This is a genomic window from Micromonospora sp. NPDC127501, from assembly GCF_040302185.1.
Lineage (GTDB): Bacteria > Actinomycetota > Actinomycetes > Mycobacteriales > Micromonosporaceae > Micromonospora.
Window position 1 is genome coordinate 141057 of the sequence record NZ_JBEORJ010000014.1, and the last position, 13986, is coordinate 155042.

Annotated in this window: 14 protein-coding genes; 12 read left to right on the forward strand and 2 right to left on the reverse strand. The window is 69.4% G+C overall.

Going from position 1 to position 13986, the window contains the following annotated elements; translation table 11 throughout:
• Positions 1-83: 83 nt before the first annotated feature.
• A complete protein-coding gene (locus tag ABTW72_RS27885; protein ID WP_112587412.1) occupies positions 84-1055 on the reverse strand; it encodes an aldo/keto reductase in 972 nt (323 codons plus the stop codon).
• A 186-nt stretch (positions 1056-1241) separates the two neighbouring features.
• Here ABTW72_RS27885 and ABTW72_RS27890 point away from each other — a divergent pair, with 186 nt between their 5' ends.
• From ABTW72_RS27890 to ABTW72_RS27945, 12 genes are all read left to right on the forward strand, one after another.
• Positions 1242-2294 carry an LLM class F420-dependent oxidoreductase gene (locus ABTW72_RS27890; RefSeq protein ID WP_091408471.1) on the forward strand — a complete coding sequence of 351 codons (1053 nt, stop codon included), beginning with the start codon at positions 1242-1244 and terminating at the stop codon, positions 2292-2294.
• The gene (locus ABTW72_RS27895; protein WP_350863546.1) at positions 2291-3127 is read left to right on the forward strand and encodes an undecaprenyl-diphosphate phosphatase; all 837 of its coding nucleotides are present in this window, start codon (positions 2291-2293) and stop codon (positions 3125-3127) included. Before ABTW72_RS27890 ends, ABTW72_RS27895 begins: the two co-directional genes overlap by 4 nt.
• Before the next feature lie 181 nt (positions 3128-3308).
• Complete coding sequence (locus ABTW72_RS27900) at positions 3309-4766, forward strand: sugar porter family MFS transporter (protein WP_350863549.1); 1458 nt, start codon at positions 3309-3311, stop codon at positions 4764-4766.
• 173 nt (positions 4767-4939) lie between these two features.
• On the forward strand, positions 4940-5242 hold the full coding sequence (locus tag ABTW72_RS27905; RefSeq protein WP_088948057.1) for an urease subunit gamma: 303 nt from the start codon (positions 4940-4942) through the stop codon (positions 5240-5242).
• Positions 5243-5285: 43 nt separating this feature from the next.
• On the forward strand, positions 5286-5747 hold the full coding sequence (locus ABTW72_RS27910) for an urease subunit beta (protein ID WP_502892254.1): 462 nt from the start codon (positions 5286-5288) through the stop codon (positions 5745-5747).
• A gap of 48 nt (positions 5748-5795) precedes the next feature.
• Positions 5796-7514 carry an urease subunit alpha gene (locus tag ABTW72_RS27915; RefSeq protein ID WP_350863552.1) on the forward strand — a complete coding sequence of 573 codons (1719 nt, stop codon included), beginning with the start codon at positions 5796-5798 and terminating at the stop codon, positions 7512-7514.
• 61 nt (positions 7515-7575) lie between these two features.
• On the forward strand, positions 7576-8139 hold the full coding sequence (locus ABTW72_RS27920; RefSeq protein ID WP_350863555.1) for an urease accessory protein UreE: 564 nt from the start codon (positions 7576-7578) through the stop codon (positions 8137-8139).
• A 22-nt stretch (positions 8140-8161) separates the two neighbouring features.
• Positions 8162-8839: an urease accessory protein UreF gene (locus ABTW72_RS27925; RefSeq protein WP_350863557.1), complete on the forward strand. Its 678-nt coding sequence runs from the start codon at positions 8162-8164 to the stop codon at positions 8837-8839.
• A 66-nt stretch (positions 8840-8905) separates the two neighbouring features.
• Positions 8906-9535, forward strand: coding sequence for an urease accessory protein UreG (gene ureG / locus ABTW72_RS27930; RefSeq protein ID WP_350863560.1), 630 nt, complete (start codon positions 8906-8908; stop codon positions 9533-9535).
• Positions 9532-10449, forward strand: a complete 918-nt coding sequence (locus tag ABTW72_RS27935) for an urease accessory protein UreD (protein WP_350863563.1) — start codon at positions 9532-9534, stop codon at positions 10447-10449. Before ureG ends, ABTW72_RS27935 begins: the two co-directional genes overlap by 4 nt.
• A 17-nt stretch (positions 10450-10466) precedes the next feature.
• Positions 10467-11492, forward strand: a complete 1026-nt coding sequence (gene yut / locus ABTW72_RS27940; protein WP_350863565.1) for an urea transporter — start codon at positions 10467-10469, stop codon at positions 11490-11492.
• Between the two features lie 27 nt (positions 11493-11519).
• Complete coding sequence (locus ABTW72_RS27945; RefSeq protein ID WP_350863568.1) at positions 11520-13181, forward strand: ammonium transporter; 1662 nt, start codon at positions 11520-11522, stop codon at positions 13179-13181.
• A 36-nt stretch (positions 13182-13217) separates the two neighbouring features.
• Here the strand turns inward: ABTW72_RS27945 and ABTW72_RS27950 are convergent, their stop codons facing one another.
• The gene (locus ABTW72_RS27950) at positions 13218-13961 is read right to left on the reverse strand and encodes a YoaK family protein (RefSeq protein ID WP_350863570.1); all 744 of its coding nucleotides are present in this window, start codon (positions 13959-13961) and stop codon (positions 13218-13220) included.
• Between the last annotated feature and the right edge of the window lie 25 nt (positions 13962-13986).

Consider the following 13986-nt stretch of genomic DNA (forward strand, 5'->3'; position numbering starts at 1 on the left):
CGGCGCGCGGGGCCAACCGTGAACCCGCACGCGGGGCCAACGGTGATCCGGCGCGCGGGGCCAACCGGGACCCGGCCCGCCGGTCAGCCGTCGCGCTCGGGGTAGCCGACCGGTACCGCGGAGACGTCGTCCAGCGCCGTGGTGATCTCCTCGGGCAGAGTGATCCGTTCCACTGCGAGCGCGCCGAGCAGCTGCCCGACCGTCCGCGCGCCGAGGATCGGCGCGGTCACGCCGGGCCGGTCCCGGATCCACGCCAACGCCACCTCCAGCGGCGACACCCCCAACCCACCGGCCGCGGTGGCAACCGCTTCCACGATGCTGGAGCAGCGCGGCTCCAGGTAGGTCGAGACGAACCGCTCGAAGTGCGGCGACGCGGCCCGGGAGTCGGCCGGGCGGCCGTGCCGGTACTTGCCGGTGAGCACGCCCCGGCCCAGCGGCGACCAGGGCAGCACGCCGAGGCCGAGCGCGTCGCACGCGGGCAGCACCTCGCGCTCCACGCCCCGCTCCAGCAGCGAATACTCCACCTGGGACGCGACCACCGGCGCCCGCCCCGGCCAGGCGGTCTGCCAGGCGGCGGCCCGCGCGGTCTGCCAGCCGGAGAAGTTCGACACCCCGACGTAGCGGACCTTGCCGCTGGCCACCGCGTGGTCCAGGGCGGCCAGGGTCTCTTCGAGGGGGGTGTCCGGGTCGTACCCGTGCACCTGGAACAGGTCGACGTGGTCGGTGCCGAGCCGGCGCAGCGACGCGTCCAACGTGCGCAGCAGGTGCCCCCGGGAGCCGTCCCGACGTCTGCCACTGCCGGGGCGCAACCCGGCCTTGGTGGCGATCAGCAGCTCCTCACGGGGGACGAGGGAGCCCAGCAGCGAGCCGATCACCGACTCGGCGTCGCCGTCGCCGTACACGTCGGCGGTGTCGATCAGGTTGCCGCCCGCGTCGAGGTAACTCTTCAGCTGAGCGGCCGCATCGTCGGCGTCGGTGTCCCGGCCCCAGGTCATGGTGCCGAGCGCGAGCCGGGAAACCGCCAGCCCGCTTCGGCCGAGCGGTCGCTGTTGCATGGGTGAACCTTATTTCGAACCTGCCGCCACGGATATCCTCGCTCCCGTATCTCTGCCGGTTCTGCCGGTTCCGCCGCCCCGGGCTGCCCCGATGGAGGGGGGATCAAAGGGGTCGAGCCGGTGATCGAGTCCGTTATCGGCATTGCGTAACCTGGGGCGACCTGTGCCACGGATGGGGGAGGACCAGTGCGACTCGGGCTCAGTCTCGGATATCAGACGGCGTGGAGCACACCGGCCGACCACCTGGCGCTGGCCCAGGAGGCGGACCGGCTGGGCTATTCGGTGGTGTGGGCGGCGGAGGCCTACGGCTCCGACTCGCCCAGCATGCTCGCCTGGATGGCGGGGCAGACCGAACGGATCGACGTCGGCGCCGCGGTGATGCAGATCCCCGCCCGTACGCCGGCGGCCACCGCCATGACCGCCGCCACGATCGACGCGCTCTCCGGCGGTCGGTTCCGCCTCGGCCTGGGTGTCTCCGGCCCGCAGGTGTCCGAGGGCTGGCACGGCGTGCGCTTCGCCAAGCCGCTGGCCCGGACCCGCGAGTTCGTCGACATCGTCAAGCTGGCCATCGCCCGCAAGGAGGTGGCGTACGACGGCGAGCACTACACGCTTCCGCTGCCGGACGGCCCGGGCAAGGCCCTGCGGCTGGGCTTCCACCCGCCCCGCGAGCACATACCGATCTACCTGGCCGCGGTCGGCCCGAAGAACCTGGAGCTGGCCGGCGAGATCGCCGACGGCTGGCTGGCCGTGTTCTACGCCCCGGAGTTCGCCGAGGAGCAGCTCGCCTCGGTGGCCGCCGGACGGGCCAAGGTCGGCAAGGAGTTGGCCGGGTTCGACGTGGTGCCGTCGGTGCCCGTGGTGATCGGCGACGACGTGGCCTCCTGCGCCGAACTCGTCCGCTGGTACGCCGCTCTCTACGTGGGTGGCATGGGCAGCCGGCAGCAGAACTTCTACAACCAGCTCGCCACCCGGATGGGTTACGGCGACGCCGCCCGCGAGGTGCAGGACCTGTACCTGGCCAAGCGGCAGCGCGACGCCGCCGCCGCGGTGCCCATGGAGTTCATCGACCGCACCTCGCTGCTCGGCCCGAAGGAGCGCATCGCCGAGCGGATGCGGGAGTACGCCGCGGCTGGCGTCACCACGCTGTCGGTGACCCTCTTCGTGGCCGACCGGGACAGCGGTGTGCAGACCCTGCGTACCGTCGCCGAGGCTCTCGACCTCTCGGGAGTCGGCGAGTGACCTGGGTCGAGGCCATCGTCCTGGGCATCGTCCAGGGACTGACCGAGTTCCTTCCGGTCAGCTCGTCGGGGCATCTGCGGATCACCTCGGCGATCTTCTTCGACCGGGACGCCGGCGCGTCGTTCACCGCGGTCACCCAGCTCGGCACCGAAGCGGCCGTGCTGATCTACTTCGCCAAGGACATCTGGCGGATCACCCGGACCTGGCTGGTGGGCATCCGGGACAAGTCGGTCCGCTCCAGCCTCGACTACCGGATGGGCTGGTACGTGATCGTCGGCTCGATCCCGATCGGGCTGTTCGGTTTCGTGTTCAAGGACCAGATCAAGACCGCCGGGCGCAACCTGTGGGTGGTGGCGACCACGCTGATCGTGTTCGCCTTCGTGTTGGCGTTCGCCGAGTACTGGGGGCGGCAGACCCGCACCCTGGAGAACTTCCGGATGAAGGACGGCATCGTGATGGGCTTCGCCCAGGCCATGGCGCTGGTTCCCGGGGTGTCCCGCTCCGGCGGCACGCTCACCGCCGGTTTGCTGCTCAACCTGACCCGGGAGGCGGCGGCACGGTACTCGTTCCTGCTGGCCATCCCGGCGGTGGTGATGTCCGGCGTGTTCAGCCTCGGGGACGTCTTCGAACCGTCCGCCCCGGGCACGTCCGTGCCCTCCGTGGCCCAGACGATCGTGGCCACCCTCATCGCGTTCGGCATCGGCTACGCGGCCATCGCCTGGCTGCTGCGCTACGTCGCCCACCACACCCTGTACGTCTTCGTGCTGTACCGGGTCGCGCTGGGCACCCTGGTCCTGGCTCTGCTGCTGACCGGCACGATCAGCGCCACCTGAACCGCCCCGACCCTGGCCCTCGTCCCTCGCAGAGGGGGCGGGGGCGGGTCCGTGTCCGGGGCGGGACGAGTCGGTCGTTCCCGCTCTCCCGCACAACAGGGACTTGACGGTTCTATCCTCCTGATATCGGGCTGTCTCTCCGGGTGGGATCTGTCGGTGGCTCGCGTCGGAGGAGGCGACCGTGACTGGCAGTGCGGGCCTGAAGCGCGGCCGGGGACGTCCACCGAGACGCAACCTCGTCGCGGTCATCTCGATCGTCGTGCTCTCCGGTGCGTTCTTCGGCTACGACCAGGGCGTCATCAGCGGTGCGCTCCGTGACATTCGCCAGACCTTCCACGCGGACACCTTCGCCGTCGAGGTGGCGGCGAGCTGGGTGACCCCCGGGGCGCTGGTGGGTGCATTACTGGGTGGTCACCTGGCGGACCGGATCGGTCGTCGGGGCGCGCTGTGGGTCGCGGCCGCCACGTTCGCGGTGGGCACGATCTTGCAGGCGACCGCGCCGGTGATCGGGGTCATGTTCGGGGCGCGGTTGATCCTGGGGCTGGGCATCGGGGTGGCCTCGGTCGCCGGGCCGATGTACGCGGCGGAGGCCGCGCCGGAACGGATCCGTGGCAGTCTGCTGGCGGTCTACCAGTTCTCCACCACGTTCGCCATCTTCATCGGTTACCTGGCGGACGAGTTGTTCGAGGCCGGCAACTCCTGGCGTTTCCTGCTGGTGGCGGCGGCGCTGCTGGGTGTGGCCCTCGCCCTGGTCACCACCGTGATCCCCGACTCGGCCTTCTGGTATTTCGGACGGGGGGACAGGCGCCGGGCGGAGGCGTCCCTGCGGGCGACCGTGCCGGAGCGGAAGGTGCCCCAGCGGCTGCACGCCATCGAGGAGAGCCTCTCGGCCGGCAAGGCGGGTTGGCGGGAGGTGCTGACGCCGCAGTGGCGGCGCCCGTTGGCGCTCGGTGTCGGCATGGCACTGTTCCAGCAACTGACCGGGATCAACGGGATCATCTACTACGCCGATGAGATCTTCGCGTCCGCCGGGTTCCACACCCCGCAGGCGCAACTGGCCGCGACCACCTGGGCCATCGGCGGGGTCGACTCACTCTTCACGCTGGTCGCGGTCGCCTTCCTGGATCGGCTCGGTCGCCGGCCGCTGCTGCTGGTCGGGCTGCTGGGCATGGCGGTCTCGCTCGTCGTGGTCAGCGCCAGTTTCGCCAAGCTGGAGCCGGCGGCGCGTACGGCCGCAGCGGCCGGGCACCATCCCACCGACGCGGGCATCTTCCTGCTGATCGGCGTGGTCATGTTCGTGGCGTTCTATGCGATGTCGATCGGACCGACCGCCTGGACCGTGATCAACGAGATCTTCCCGGGCCGCATCCGGGGCCGGTGCGTCGCGATCGCCTCCGCCACCCACTGGGGGACCGAGTACCTCATCACGCAGTTCTTCCTGAGCATGCTCGACGCCCTGGGGAGATCAGGGGTGTTCGCCCTCTTCGCCGGCACCTGTGTGCTCGGCTTCCTGTTCGTCTGGCGGTACCTGCCGGAGACCAAGGGCAGGACCCTCGAACAGATTCAGCAGATGTGGCAGACCGACGCTCGTGCTCGGCGCCCTCACCGCGCCGACGACCGGTCGTCCGGTACGGCCTGATTCTTGGCTTCTGACCCGCGACGCAGCGGGCCCGGCGTACCGTTCGCTTGAAGTCGCCTAAACCGGATCTATTGGATTAATAGCCTCATTCGGGTCGAGCTTGGTGCTCACCCTGTGGCGAATCCGCTCAGCGGGCTGGCGGCTCCCGACCGACAGTCGCGAAGGACCAGGACGTGCATCTGACACCAAGGGAATTCGACAAGCTGACGATCCTCTCGATGGCGATCGTCGCCAACGCGCGCAAGGCCAGAGGGATCAAGCTGAACCACCCCGAGGCCGTCGCGGTGATCTGCGCCGCGGCCCTGGAGGGGGCCCGCGAGGGCAAGACCGTCGAAGAGGTCATGAACGAGGCCCGCAGCACCCTCAGCGCCGACGACGTGATGCCGGGCGTGCCGGACATGCTGCCCATGATCCAGGTCGAGGCGGTCTTCACCGACGGCTCACGACTGGTCACCGTGCACTCACCGATTCGATAGGCGCAGCCAGCCCAGAGGTGACCCCAGGAAGGTGGAGCAGGAAATGGCCAAGCAGCATCCCGGTCCCAACTCGAAGCACGTGCGACCCATCGGGGGCTACGTGCTGAGCGACCAGCCCCTGGAGTTGAACGCGGGGCGGCCGGTCACCGAGGTCGTCGTCCACAACACCGGTGATCGACCGATCCAGATCGGCTCACACTTCCACTTCTTCGAGGCCAACCGGATGCTCGCCTTTGATCGTGAGGCCGCCTTCGGCCGGCGGCTGAACATCCCGGCGACGACCTCCATCCGCTTCGAGCCGGGCGACAAGAAGACCGTCGAGCTCATCCCCTTCGGCGGGCAGCAGCGCGTGTACGGGTTCAACGGCCTGGTGCAGGGGTGGAGCGGCAGCGAGTCGACTCCCAGCTACCGACCGGACCGCACCGAGGCGATCCACAACGCCAGGACCCGGGGATTCAAGTTCGGCCCGGAGCAGCAGGACGACCCCAAGGGCAAGAAGAAGTAGATCGACTAACCCGCAGGGCTGCGCGCCTCGGGCAGGAGAGATGAATCGATGAGCCAGATTTCCCGGCAAGAGTATTCCGGCATGTACGGCCCGACGACGGGCGACCAGATCAGGCTCGGCGACACCGACCTGTACATCGAGATCGAGAAGGATCTCCGGGTCCTCGGCGACGAGGTGATGTACGGCGGGGGCAAGACGCTGCGCGACGGCATGGGGGTCAACAACCAGTACACCAACGCGCAGGGTGGCCTGGACCTGGTCATCACGAACGTGACGATCGTCGACGCGACCCTCGGCGTCATCAAGGCCGACGTCGGTGTCAAGGACGGCAAGATCGCTGGTATCGGCAAGGCGGGCAACCCGAACATCATGGACGGGGTCACCCCCGAGCTGGTCACCGGTCCGGGCACCGAGGCCATCTCCGGTGAGCATCTCATCCTGACCGCCGGGGGCATCGACACGCATGTGCACCTGGTGACGCCGCTACAGGCGTACGCCGCCCTGAGCAACGGCGTGACCACCCTCTGGGGCGGCGGCACCGGCCCGACCGACAGCACCAACGGCGTGACCATCACCCCGGGTCCGTGGAACATCCACGCGATGATGCGGGCCTTCGAGACCATCCCGATCAACATCGGCCTGATGGCGAAGGGCAACAGCACCGGCCGTGCGCCGCTGGTGGAACAGATCATGGCCGGCGCGCCGAGCTTCAAGATCCACGAGGACTGGGGCGCGCCGCCGGCGGTGATCCGGGCCTGCCTGGACGTCGCCGACGAGTTCGACGTACAGGTCAGCATCCACACCGACACCCTCAACGAGAGCGGATACCTCGAGGACAGCATCGCCGCGTTCGAGGGCCGGACGATCCACACCTTCCACACCGAGGGCGCCGGTGGTGGGCACGCGCCGGACGTCATCAAGGTCGCCAGCCAGATGAACGTGCTGCCGAGCTCGACCACGCCGACCGTTCCGTACGGCATCAACAGCCAGTCCGAGCTGTACGACATGATCATGGTCTGTCACAACTTCAACCCGCAGGTCCCCTCGGACGTGGCCTTCGTGGAGAGCCGGATCCGGACCGAGACGATCGCGGCCGAGGACGTCCTGCTCGACGAGGGCGTCATCTCGATGATGCAGAGCGACTCGCAGGCCATGGGGCGGGTGGGTGAGACCTGGCTGCGGACCATCCAGCTCGCCGGGCAGATGAAGACCGCGCGCGGCAAGCTCGCCGAGGACTCCAGCGCCAACGACAACTTCCGGGTGCTGCGGTACGTCGCCAAGATGACCATCAACCCGGCGATCACCCAGGGGATCTCGCACGTGCTGGGCTCGGTCACGCCGGGCAAGATGGCCGACCTCGTGCTCTGGGAGCCGGCCTTCTTCGGGGCGAAGCCGAAGCTCGTCCTCAAGGGCGGCATGATCGCCTGGTCGATCATGGGTGACCCGAACGCCTCGCTGCCGACGCCGCAGCCGGTCTACTACCGGCCCTCGTTCGCCGCGTACGGCAGCCAGCTCGCCCAGACCTGCGTGACCTTCGTGTCCCGGGCCGCGCACGAAGCTGGCATCGCCGAGCAGCTCGGCCTGCAACGGCAGGTCATGCCGGTGTACCGGACCCGGGGCCTCACCAAGCGGGACATGGTCCGCAACGACCGGCTTCCCAAGCTCGAGGTCGATCCGGAGACCTTCGCCGTGAAGATGGACGGCGTCCACGCGACGGTGCCGCCGGCCCGGAACCTGCCCCTGAGCCAGCTCTACTTCTTCAGCTGACCCGTCGGGACCGTCTCGTACACGTGCCTGGTCCCGGCACACCGACCGAAAGGAGAGGCCCGTGCTCGTCGAGACGGTGCTGGGCAACATGAACGAGCCCGACTGGACGCTCCGCCTGCGGGAAGCGCGCATCGACGACCTGGTCCTCGACCAGTGGGACGCCCAGAAGAGCCGCATCCGCAAGATGACCAGCTCCGGGGCGGAGCTGTCGGTGGCGCTGGCGCGTGGCGTCCGGCTGCGCGACGGCGACGTCCTGGCCTGGGACGACCTCACCGCCACGGCGGTGGTGGCCCGGGTGCAGCTGGGCGAGGTGATGGTGGTCCACCTCGACAAGCTGCGCGGCGAGTCAGCCGAGCTGCTCATCCGCTCCGCCGTCGAGCTCGGTCACGCCATCGGCAACCAGCACTGGCCGGCCGTGGTCAAGGGCACCAAGATGTACGTCCCGCTGACGGTGGACCGCAAGGTCATGGACTCGGTGATGCGCACCCACGCCTTCACCGGGATCACCCACGAGTTCGTACCCGGCACCGAGGTCATCGCATACCTCGCGCCGCACGAGTCGCGGCGGTTGTTCGGTGGCGCCGACTCGACGCCGCACTCCCATCTCCCCGCCGACCTCAACTGAGCGGGGCGGCACGGTGCGCACGATGGCCGAAACCCTGAAGCTGCTGCAGTTCGGTGACTCGGTCTTTCCGGTCGGCGCCTTCTCCTTCTCCAGCGGCCTGGAGATGGCCGTCCAGCACGGTGTCGTCCACGACCGGGCGACCCTCCAGGACTACGTCCGGACGGTCACCCGGCTCGCCGCCACCGGCGACGGCGTCGCCCTGCTCGTCGGGCACCGTGCCGCCACCGCCGGGGACCTCGACCGGATCCGGCGCGCCGACGAGGCCGTCCACCTGCGCAAGATCAACGAAGAGATGCGGACGATGTCCGTACGCATGGGGCGCAAGCTGGCCGAAGCCGCGACCCGGATCGTCGGGGAGACCCTGCTCAAGAAGCGGCTCGTCGAGTCGGCGATCGGCGCGCCGGTCACCTACCCGGTCGCGCTCGGGGTGGTCTTCGCCGACCTCGGGGTGCCCGAGGAGGACGCCTTCGCCGCCCACCAGTACGGCGCCGCCTCGACGGTGCTCAGCGCCGCCATCCGGTTGATGCGCGTCGACCACCTCGACGCGCAGTCGATCCTCTTCGCGGTCAACGAGAAGGTCACCGACGACTACCGCGACGTGCGCACCGCCGACCTCGACGACATGCAGACCTTCGGACCGCACATCGACGTCCTGGCCGGCGCGCACCAGCACATCCACGTGCGGATGTTCATGAGCTGAGGGCTGACCTCCGCGATTCACACGTTTCTGACCCTCAACACGTCTCCCAGAAGGACTGGTCACATCATGAAGTCGGCAAGTCGTATCGGCGTAGGCGGCCCGGTGGGCAGCGGCAAGACCGCGATCATCGAGGCTGTCGTGCCCCGTTTCGTGGACAACGGGCTGCGCGTACTGGTGATCACGAACGACGTCGTCACCACGGAGGACGCAAAGCACGTGCGACGCGCCCTGACCGGGGTCCTCGTCGAGGAACGGATCCTCGGGGTGGAGACCGGGGCCTGCCCGCACACCGCCGTGCGTGAGGACCCGAGCATGAACCTGGCGGCGGTGGAGGACATGGAGTCCCGGTTCCCGGACAGCGACGTGGTGCTCATCGAGAGCGGCGGGGACAACCTCACCCTGACGTTCAGCCCCGCCCTGGTCGACTACTTCATCTACGTCATCGACGTGGCGGCCGGCGACAAGATCCCGCGTAAGAACGGTCCGGGGATCTCCAAGTCCGACATCCTCGTGATCAACAAGACCGATCTCGCGCCCTACGTGGACGCCGACCTCGACCTCATGGCGCGGGACGCGGACATGATGCGCAACGGCAAGCCGGTCGTGTTCACCAACTGCAAGACCGGCGAGGGTATCGACGAACTGGTCTCGCTGATCCGCCGCAACGCGCTCTTCGACGCCGAAGTGGTCGCATGATCACACTGGACAGCGCGCGGGAGCTGGAGGCGTACCAGGACCAACCGGCGCAGCTGCCCGCGGCGTCCAACGGCAAGGTCGGCATCCTGCGGCTCGGGTTCGAACGCCGTGGTGACCGGACGATCCTGCACGACCTCTACCGGCAGTCACCGCTGCTGGTCCAGCGGGCGCTCTACTGGGACGAGGAGATGCCGCAGCTGCCCTGCGTCATGATCCTCACCACCTCCGGCGGTGTGCTCCAGGGTGACCGCCTGCACATGGACGTCGACCTGGCACCGGGCAGCCAGGCGCACCTGGTCACCCAGGCCGCCACCAAGATCCAGGAGATGGACGCGAACTACGGCTCGCAGATCCAGCGCTTCACCCTGGCCGAGGACACCTACCTCGAATACCTCCCGGAGCCCGTGATCCCGTACCGGGGCAGCCGGTTCGTCACCGACACCCGGGTGCGGCTCCCGGAGAGCGCCACCATGCTCTACGGCGAGGTCCTCCAACCCGGCCGGAAGTACTACCGCGACGGCGAGCTCTTCGCCTACGACCTCTTCTCCTCCTCGCTGCGCGCGGAACGCCCGGACGGCCGGCAGTTGTTCGTGGAGAAGTTCGTGGCGGCTCCCGGGCAGTTTCCGGTGGCGCGACTCGGCGTCATGGACCGCTTCCACATCTTCGGCAACGTCGTACTCCTCACCAGCCCGGAGCGGGCCGCCCGCGTCTTCGAACGCACCTCGACGCCGGTGTGGGACGAGGAGACGCCGCTGGCCAGCGCCGTCAGTCGGCTGCCCAACGACGCGGGCCTCGTCTTCAAGGTCCTCGGCCAGGAGACCGAGCCGGTGCGTGCCGCGGTCCGTGCCTTCTGCGTGGCCGCCCGCGAAGAGGTGACCGGCCGGACCTTCCCGCCGGCCTTCAGCTGGCGATGACGGACTGAGGAGATGCCGTGCCGAGCGTGACCCGCAGCTGGGACAGGCTGAGTGACCACAACCCGCTGATCGGGTTCGTCGACGCCTGCCTGCGCGGGCCCGCACAGGTCGTCCTGCAGAACAACCCGCTCACCGGGCTGCTCGTCCTCGTCGCGATCGCCTGGGGAGCGTTCGAGGACGGGCAACCACGGATCCTCGGGGGAGCGGTCCTCGGTCTCGTCGTCGGCACCGCCACGGCGGTCGCCCTGCGGGTGGACGAGCCCTCGTTGCGCAAGGGACTGTTCGGCTTCAGCCCGCTGCTGACCGGGATCGCCGTTCCGACATTCCTCGACGACCGGCCGCTGATGTGGCTCTACCTGGTGCTCGGCGCAATCGCCACGACGGTGGTCACCCTGGCCCTGAACGCGATCTTCAAGACCTGGGGCCTGACCGCCTTCACCATGCCCTTCGTGCTGACCACCTGGGTGCTGCTGCTGGGCGCGTACCAGTTCGACCGGTTCACCGTGCTGACCAACCTGAAGCCGATGTTTCCCGGTGAGGGGCAGTTGACCGATGGTCGCTTCAACTGGGACCTGGTTCCCACCTTTCTCCGCGGGGTGTCCCAGGTCTATCTGATCAACAGCTGGGTCGCCGGGTTGATCATCCTGGTCGCGCTGCTGGTCAACTCCCGCTGGTCCGCGCTGTTCGCGGTGATCGGCAGCGTCGGGGCGACCCTGCTCGCGCTCTGGTTCGGCGCCGACGCGACCTCGCTGGACAAGGGCCTGTTCGGCTTCAACGCGGTGTTGACGGCGATCGCCGTGGGCGCGGTGCTGCACCGCCCCGGTGCGCTGGTGACCGTGTACACCCTCTTCGGCATCGCCCTGACGCTCTTCGTTCAGATGTCCCTGACGAGCATGCTCACCCCGCTGGCCATCCCGGTGCTGACCGCGCCGTTCAACATCGCCACCTGGCTGCTGTTGCTGCCCAAACGGCACTTCGCCCCGGTGGCCAACCACGAACGCGCCAAGGAGACCGTCGTGTCGACGGTGAAACACACCGTCTGACCGTACCGAGAGGAGAGGTGAGCTTCCGTGCTCGCTCAGGACGCGGTGAACCCGGGCGACACCGCCTGGGTGCTGGTGTGCGCCGGCCTGGTGTTGTTCATGACGCCCGGCCTGGCCGTCTTCTACGGCGGAATGGTCCGCACCCGCAACGTGCTCGCCATGCTCCAGCAGAACATGGTCGCGCTGGGCGTCGTCAGCCTGACCTGGGTGCTGGTCGGCTACACCATCGCCTTCGGAGACGACGCCGGCACCGGCCTCTTCGGCAACCTCGAACTCTTCGGGCTCAACGACCTCCGGGTCCCGCCCGCGCCGCACCTGCACGTGGTCACCGGCCAGGTGACCATCCCGACCCTGGCGTTCGTCGCGTACCAGATGATGTTCGCGGTGATCACCCCCGCGCTCATCACCGGCGCCACGGCGGGCCGACTGAGGTTCGCCGGCTGGGTCGCGTTCCTGGCGATCTGGTCCATCGTGGTCTACGCGCCGGTCGCGCACTGGCTCTGGCACCCCGACGGCTGGCTGGCCAAGTTCGGCACCCAGGACTGGGCCGGTGGAATGGTCGTGCACGCCTCGGCGGGAGCCGCGGTGCTGGGCACCCTGCTGGTCGTCGGACGCCGCCGTGGTTGGCCACGTACCGCCTCCCCGCCGAACTCGATCCCGCTGACCATCCTCGGGGCGGGCATCCTCTGGTTCGGATGGTTCGGGTTCAACGGCGGCGACGGACTCCAGGCCAACGGTCTGGCCGCCCAGGCGTTGATCAACACCCACCTCGCGGCCGCCGCCGGCATGCTCGTCTGGCTGGTGGCGGAGCGGTTGAAGGACGGTCACAGCACCGTCGTGGGCGGCGTCTCCGGTGCGGTCGCGGGGCTCGCGACCGTCACCCCCGCGGCCGGGTACGTCAACGCGCTCTCCGCCGTCGCCATCGGAGCGATCGCCGGCATCGTCTGCCACTTCGCGCTGCGGTTGAAGTATCTGCTCCGGCTCGACGACGCGCTGGACGTTCTCGCGGTCCACTTCGTCGGCGGCATGCTCGGCTCGCTGCTGGTCGGCTTCTTCGGCGACAGCGGTGTCAACCCGCTCGGCAAGGACGGCCTCTTCTTCGGCGGCGGGGCATCCCTGCTCTGGCACCAGATCGTCGGCGTGGTCGCCGTGGTGGCCTTCTCCTTCGTGCTCAGTTGGGCGATCGCGGCCGCCGTGCAGGCCGTCCTCGGGCTCCGTGTCCCCGCCGACGAGCAGGACAACCTCGACCACACCCAGCAGGACGCCGACGCGTACCACCTGGGCGGCGTGGCGGGCCTCAACGGCACCGGCGCACCGCAGCGTCGGCGCGAACCCGGGCGGGAACGCGGCGCCGAACGGCCCGCCCGGCCGGTCCAGGACGCCCGGCTGGTCACCGCGACGGTCAATCCGACGCTGCTGCCGACGACCCGGGAGCTACGGGACGCCCTGGTCGGTGCGGGAGCCACCTCGATCGTGCTCTTCGACGCCACGGTCTCCACCGCCGAACCGACCGCGCGTTCGCTGCCTCGGGGCTACTGGCAGGACCAGGACCTCGTGGGCCGCGCCCGGGTCGAGGTCGTGGTGGAACGAGAGGCGGTGTCCGCCGTGCTGGACGTGCTGGTCCGTTACGGTGCCGAGCGCTCGGAGTGCTTCGTGCAGGACGTCCAGGTGGCGACGGACCTGCGCTGAGCTGGTGCACGTCGGCGGGGGCGATTGCGGCCTCGGTCACCTCCTGGAGCGGCGGGACCGGACCAGGAACGACAGTGTGGACAGGGCGAGCGCTCCCCAGGCCGGCACCCACAGTGGTTGTTCCTGCGCCACTGTTCCGATGCCGCCCCCGGCGGCGTAACAGATCAGCGCCAGGAGCCCGAGGAAGGTCCCCTGCCGGGCCTGCTTCCGGCGGGCGTCCGGTCCGGCGAGCCAACGCCCGACGCGTTCGCCGATCTTCGCCACCGTGCCCGACTGGTAGGTGATGGCGGTGGTGATCCCGGCCGTGCGGACGAACAGGGTTGCCAGCGCGCCCATGGCGAAGCCACCCGCGGCGGCCAGCGCGATCCGCGACGGCCCGCCCTGCCGGCCGTGGTGGAGCAGGACGTTGAGCACCGCCCAGAGCGCCAGCGTGACCACGGCGCAGGCGAGCCCTCGCAGCGACGGCGACCACAGGCTCCGTGCCGCGCGTACCTGTGAGACCACGCCCGTCCCGGCGGCGAACGCGACCAGTGAGGCCGCGGACTCGGGCCAGGCGGCGTGTCGTCCGGCCAGTCCGATGCCCAGGAGGACGGCGTTGCCCGACTGGTTGGCGACGAATGCGCCGTAGCGCAGGAAGGCGAAGGCGTCCACGAAGCCGGCGATGCCGGTGGTGAGGGCGAGGACCAGGAGCGGCTGCCGGAACTCCCGGTACACGTCCTGCGGGTCCGACGTGATCGAGGGCCGCGCGGATGCCGCCGAGTCGCCCATCGTGTTCCACACCCTCCCAGCGGAACCCGGACAAGCC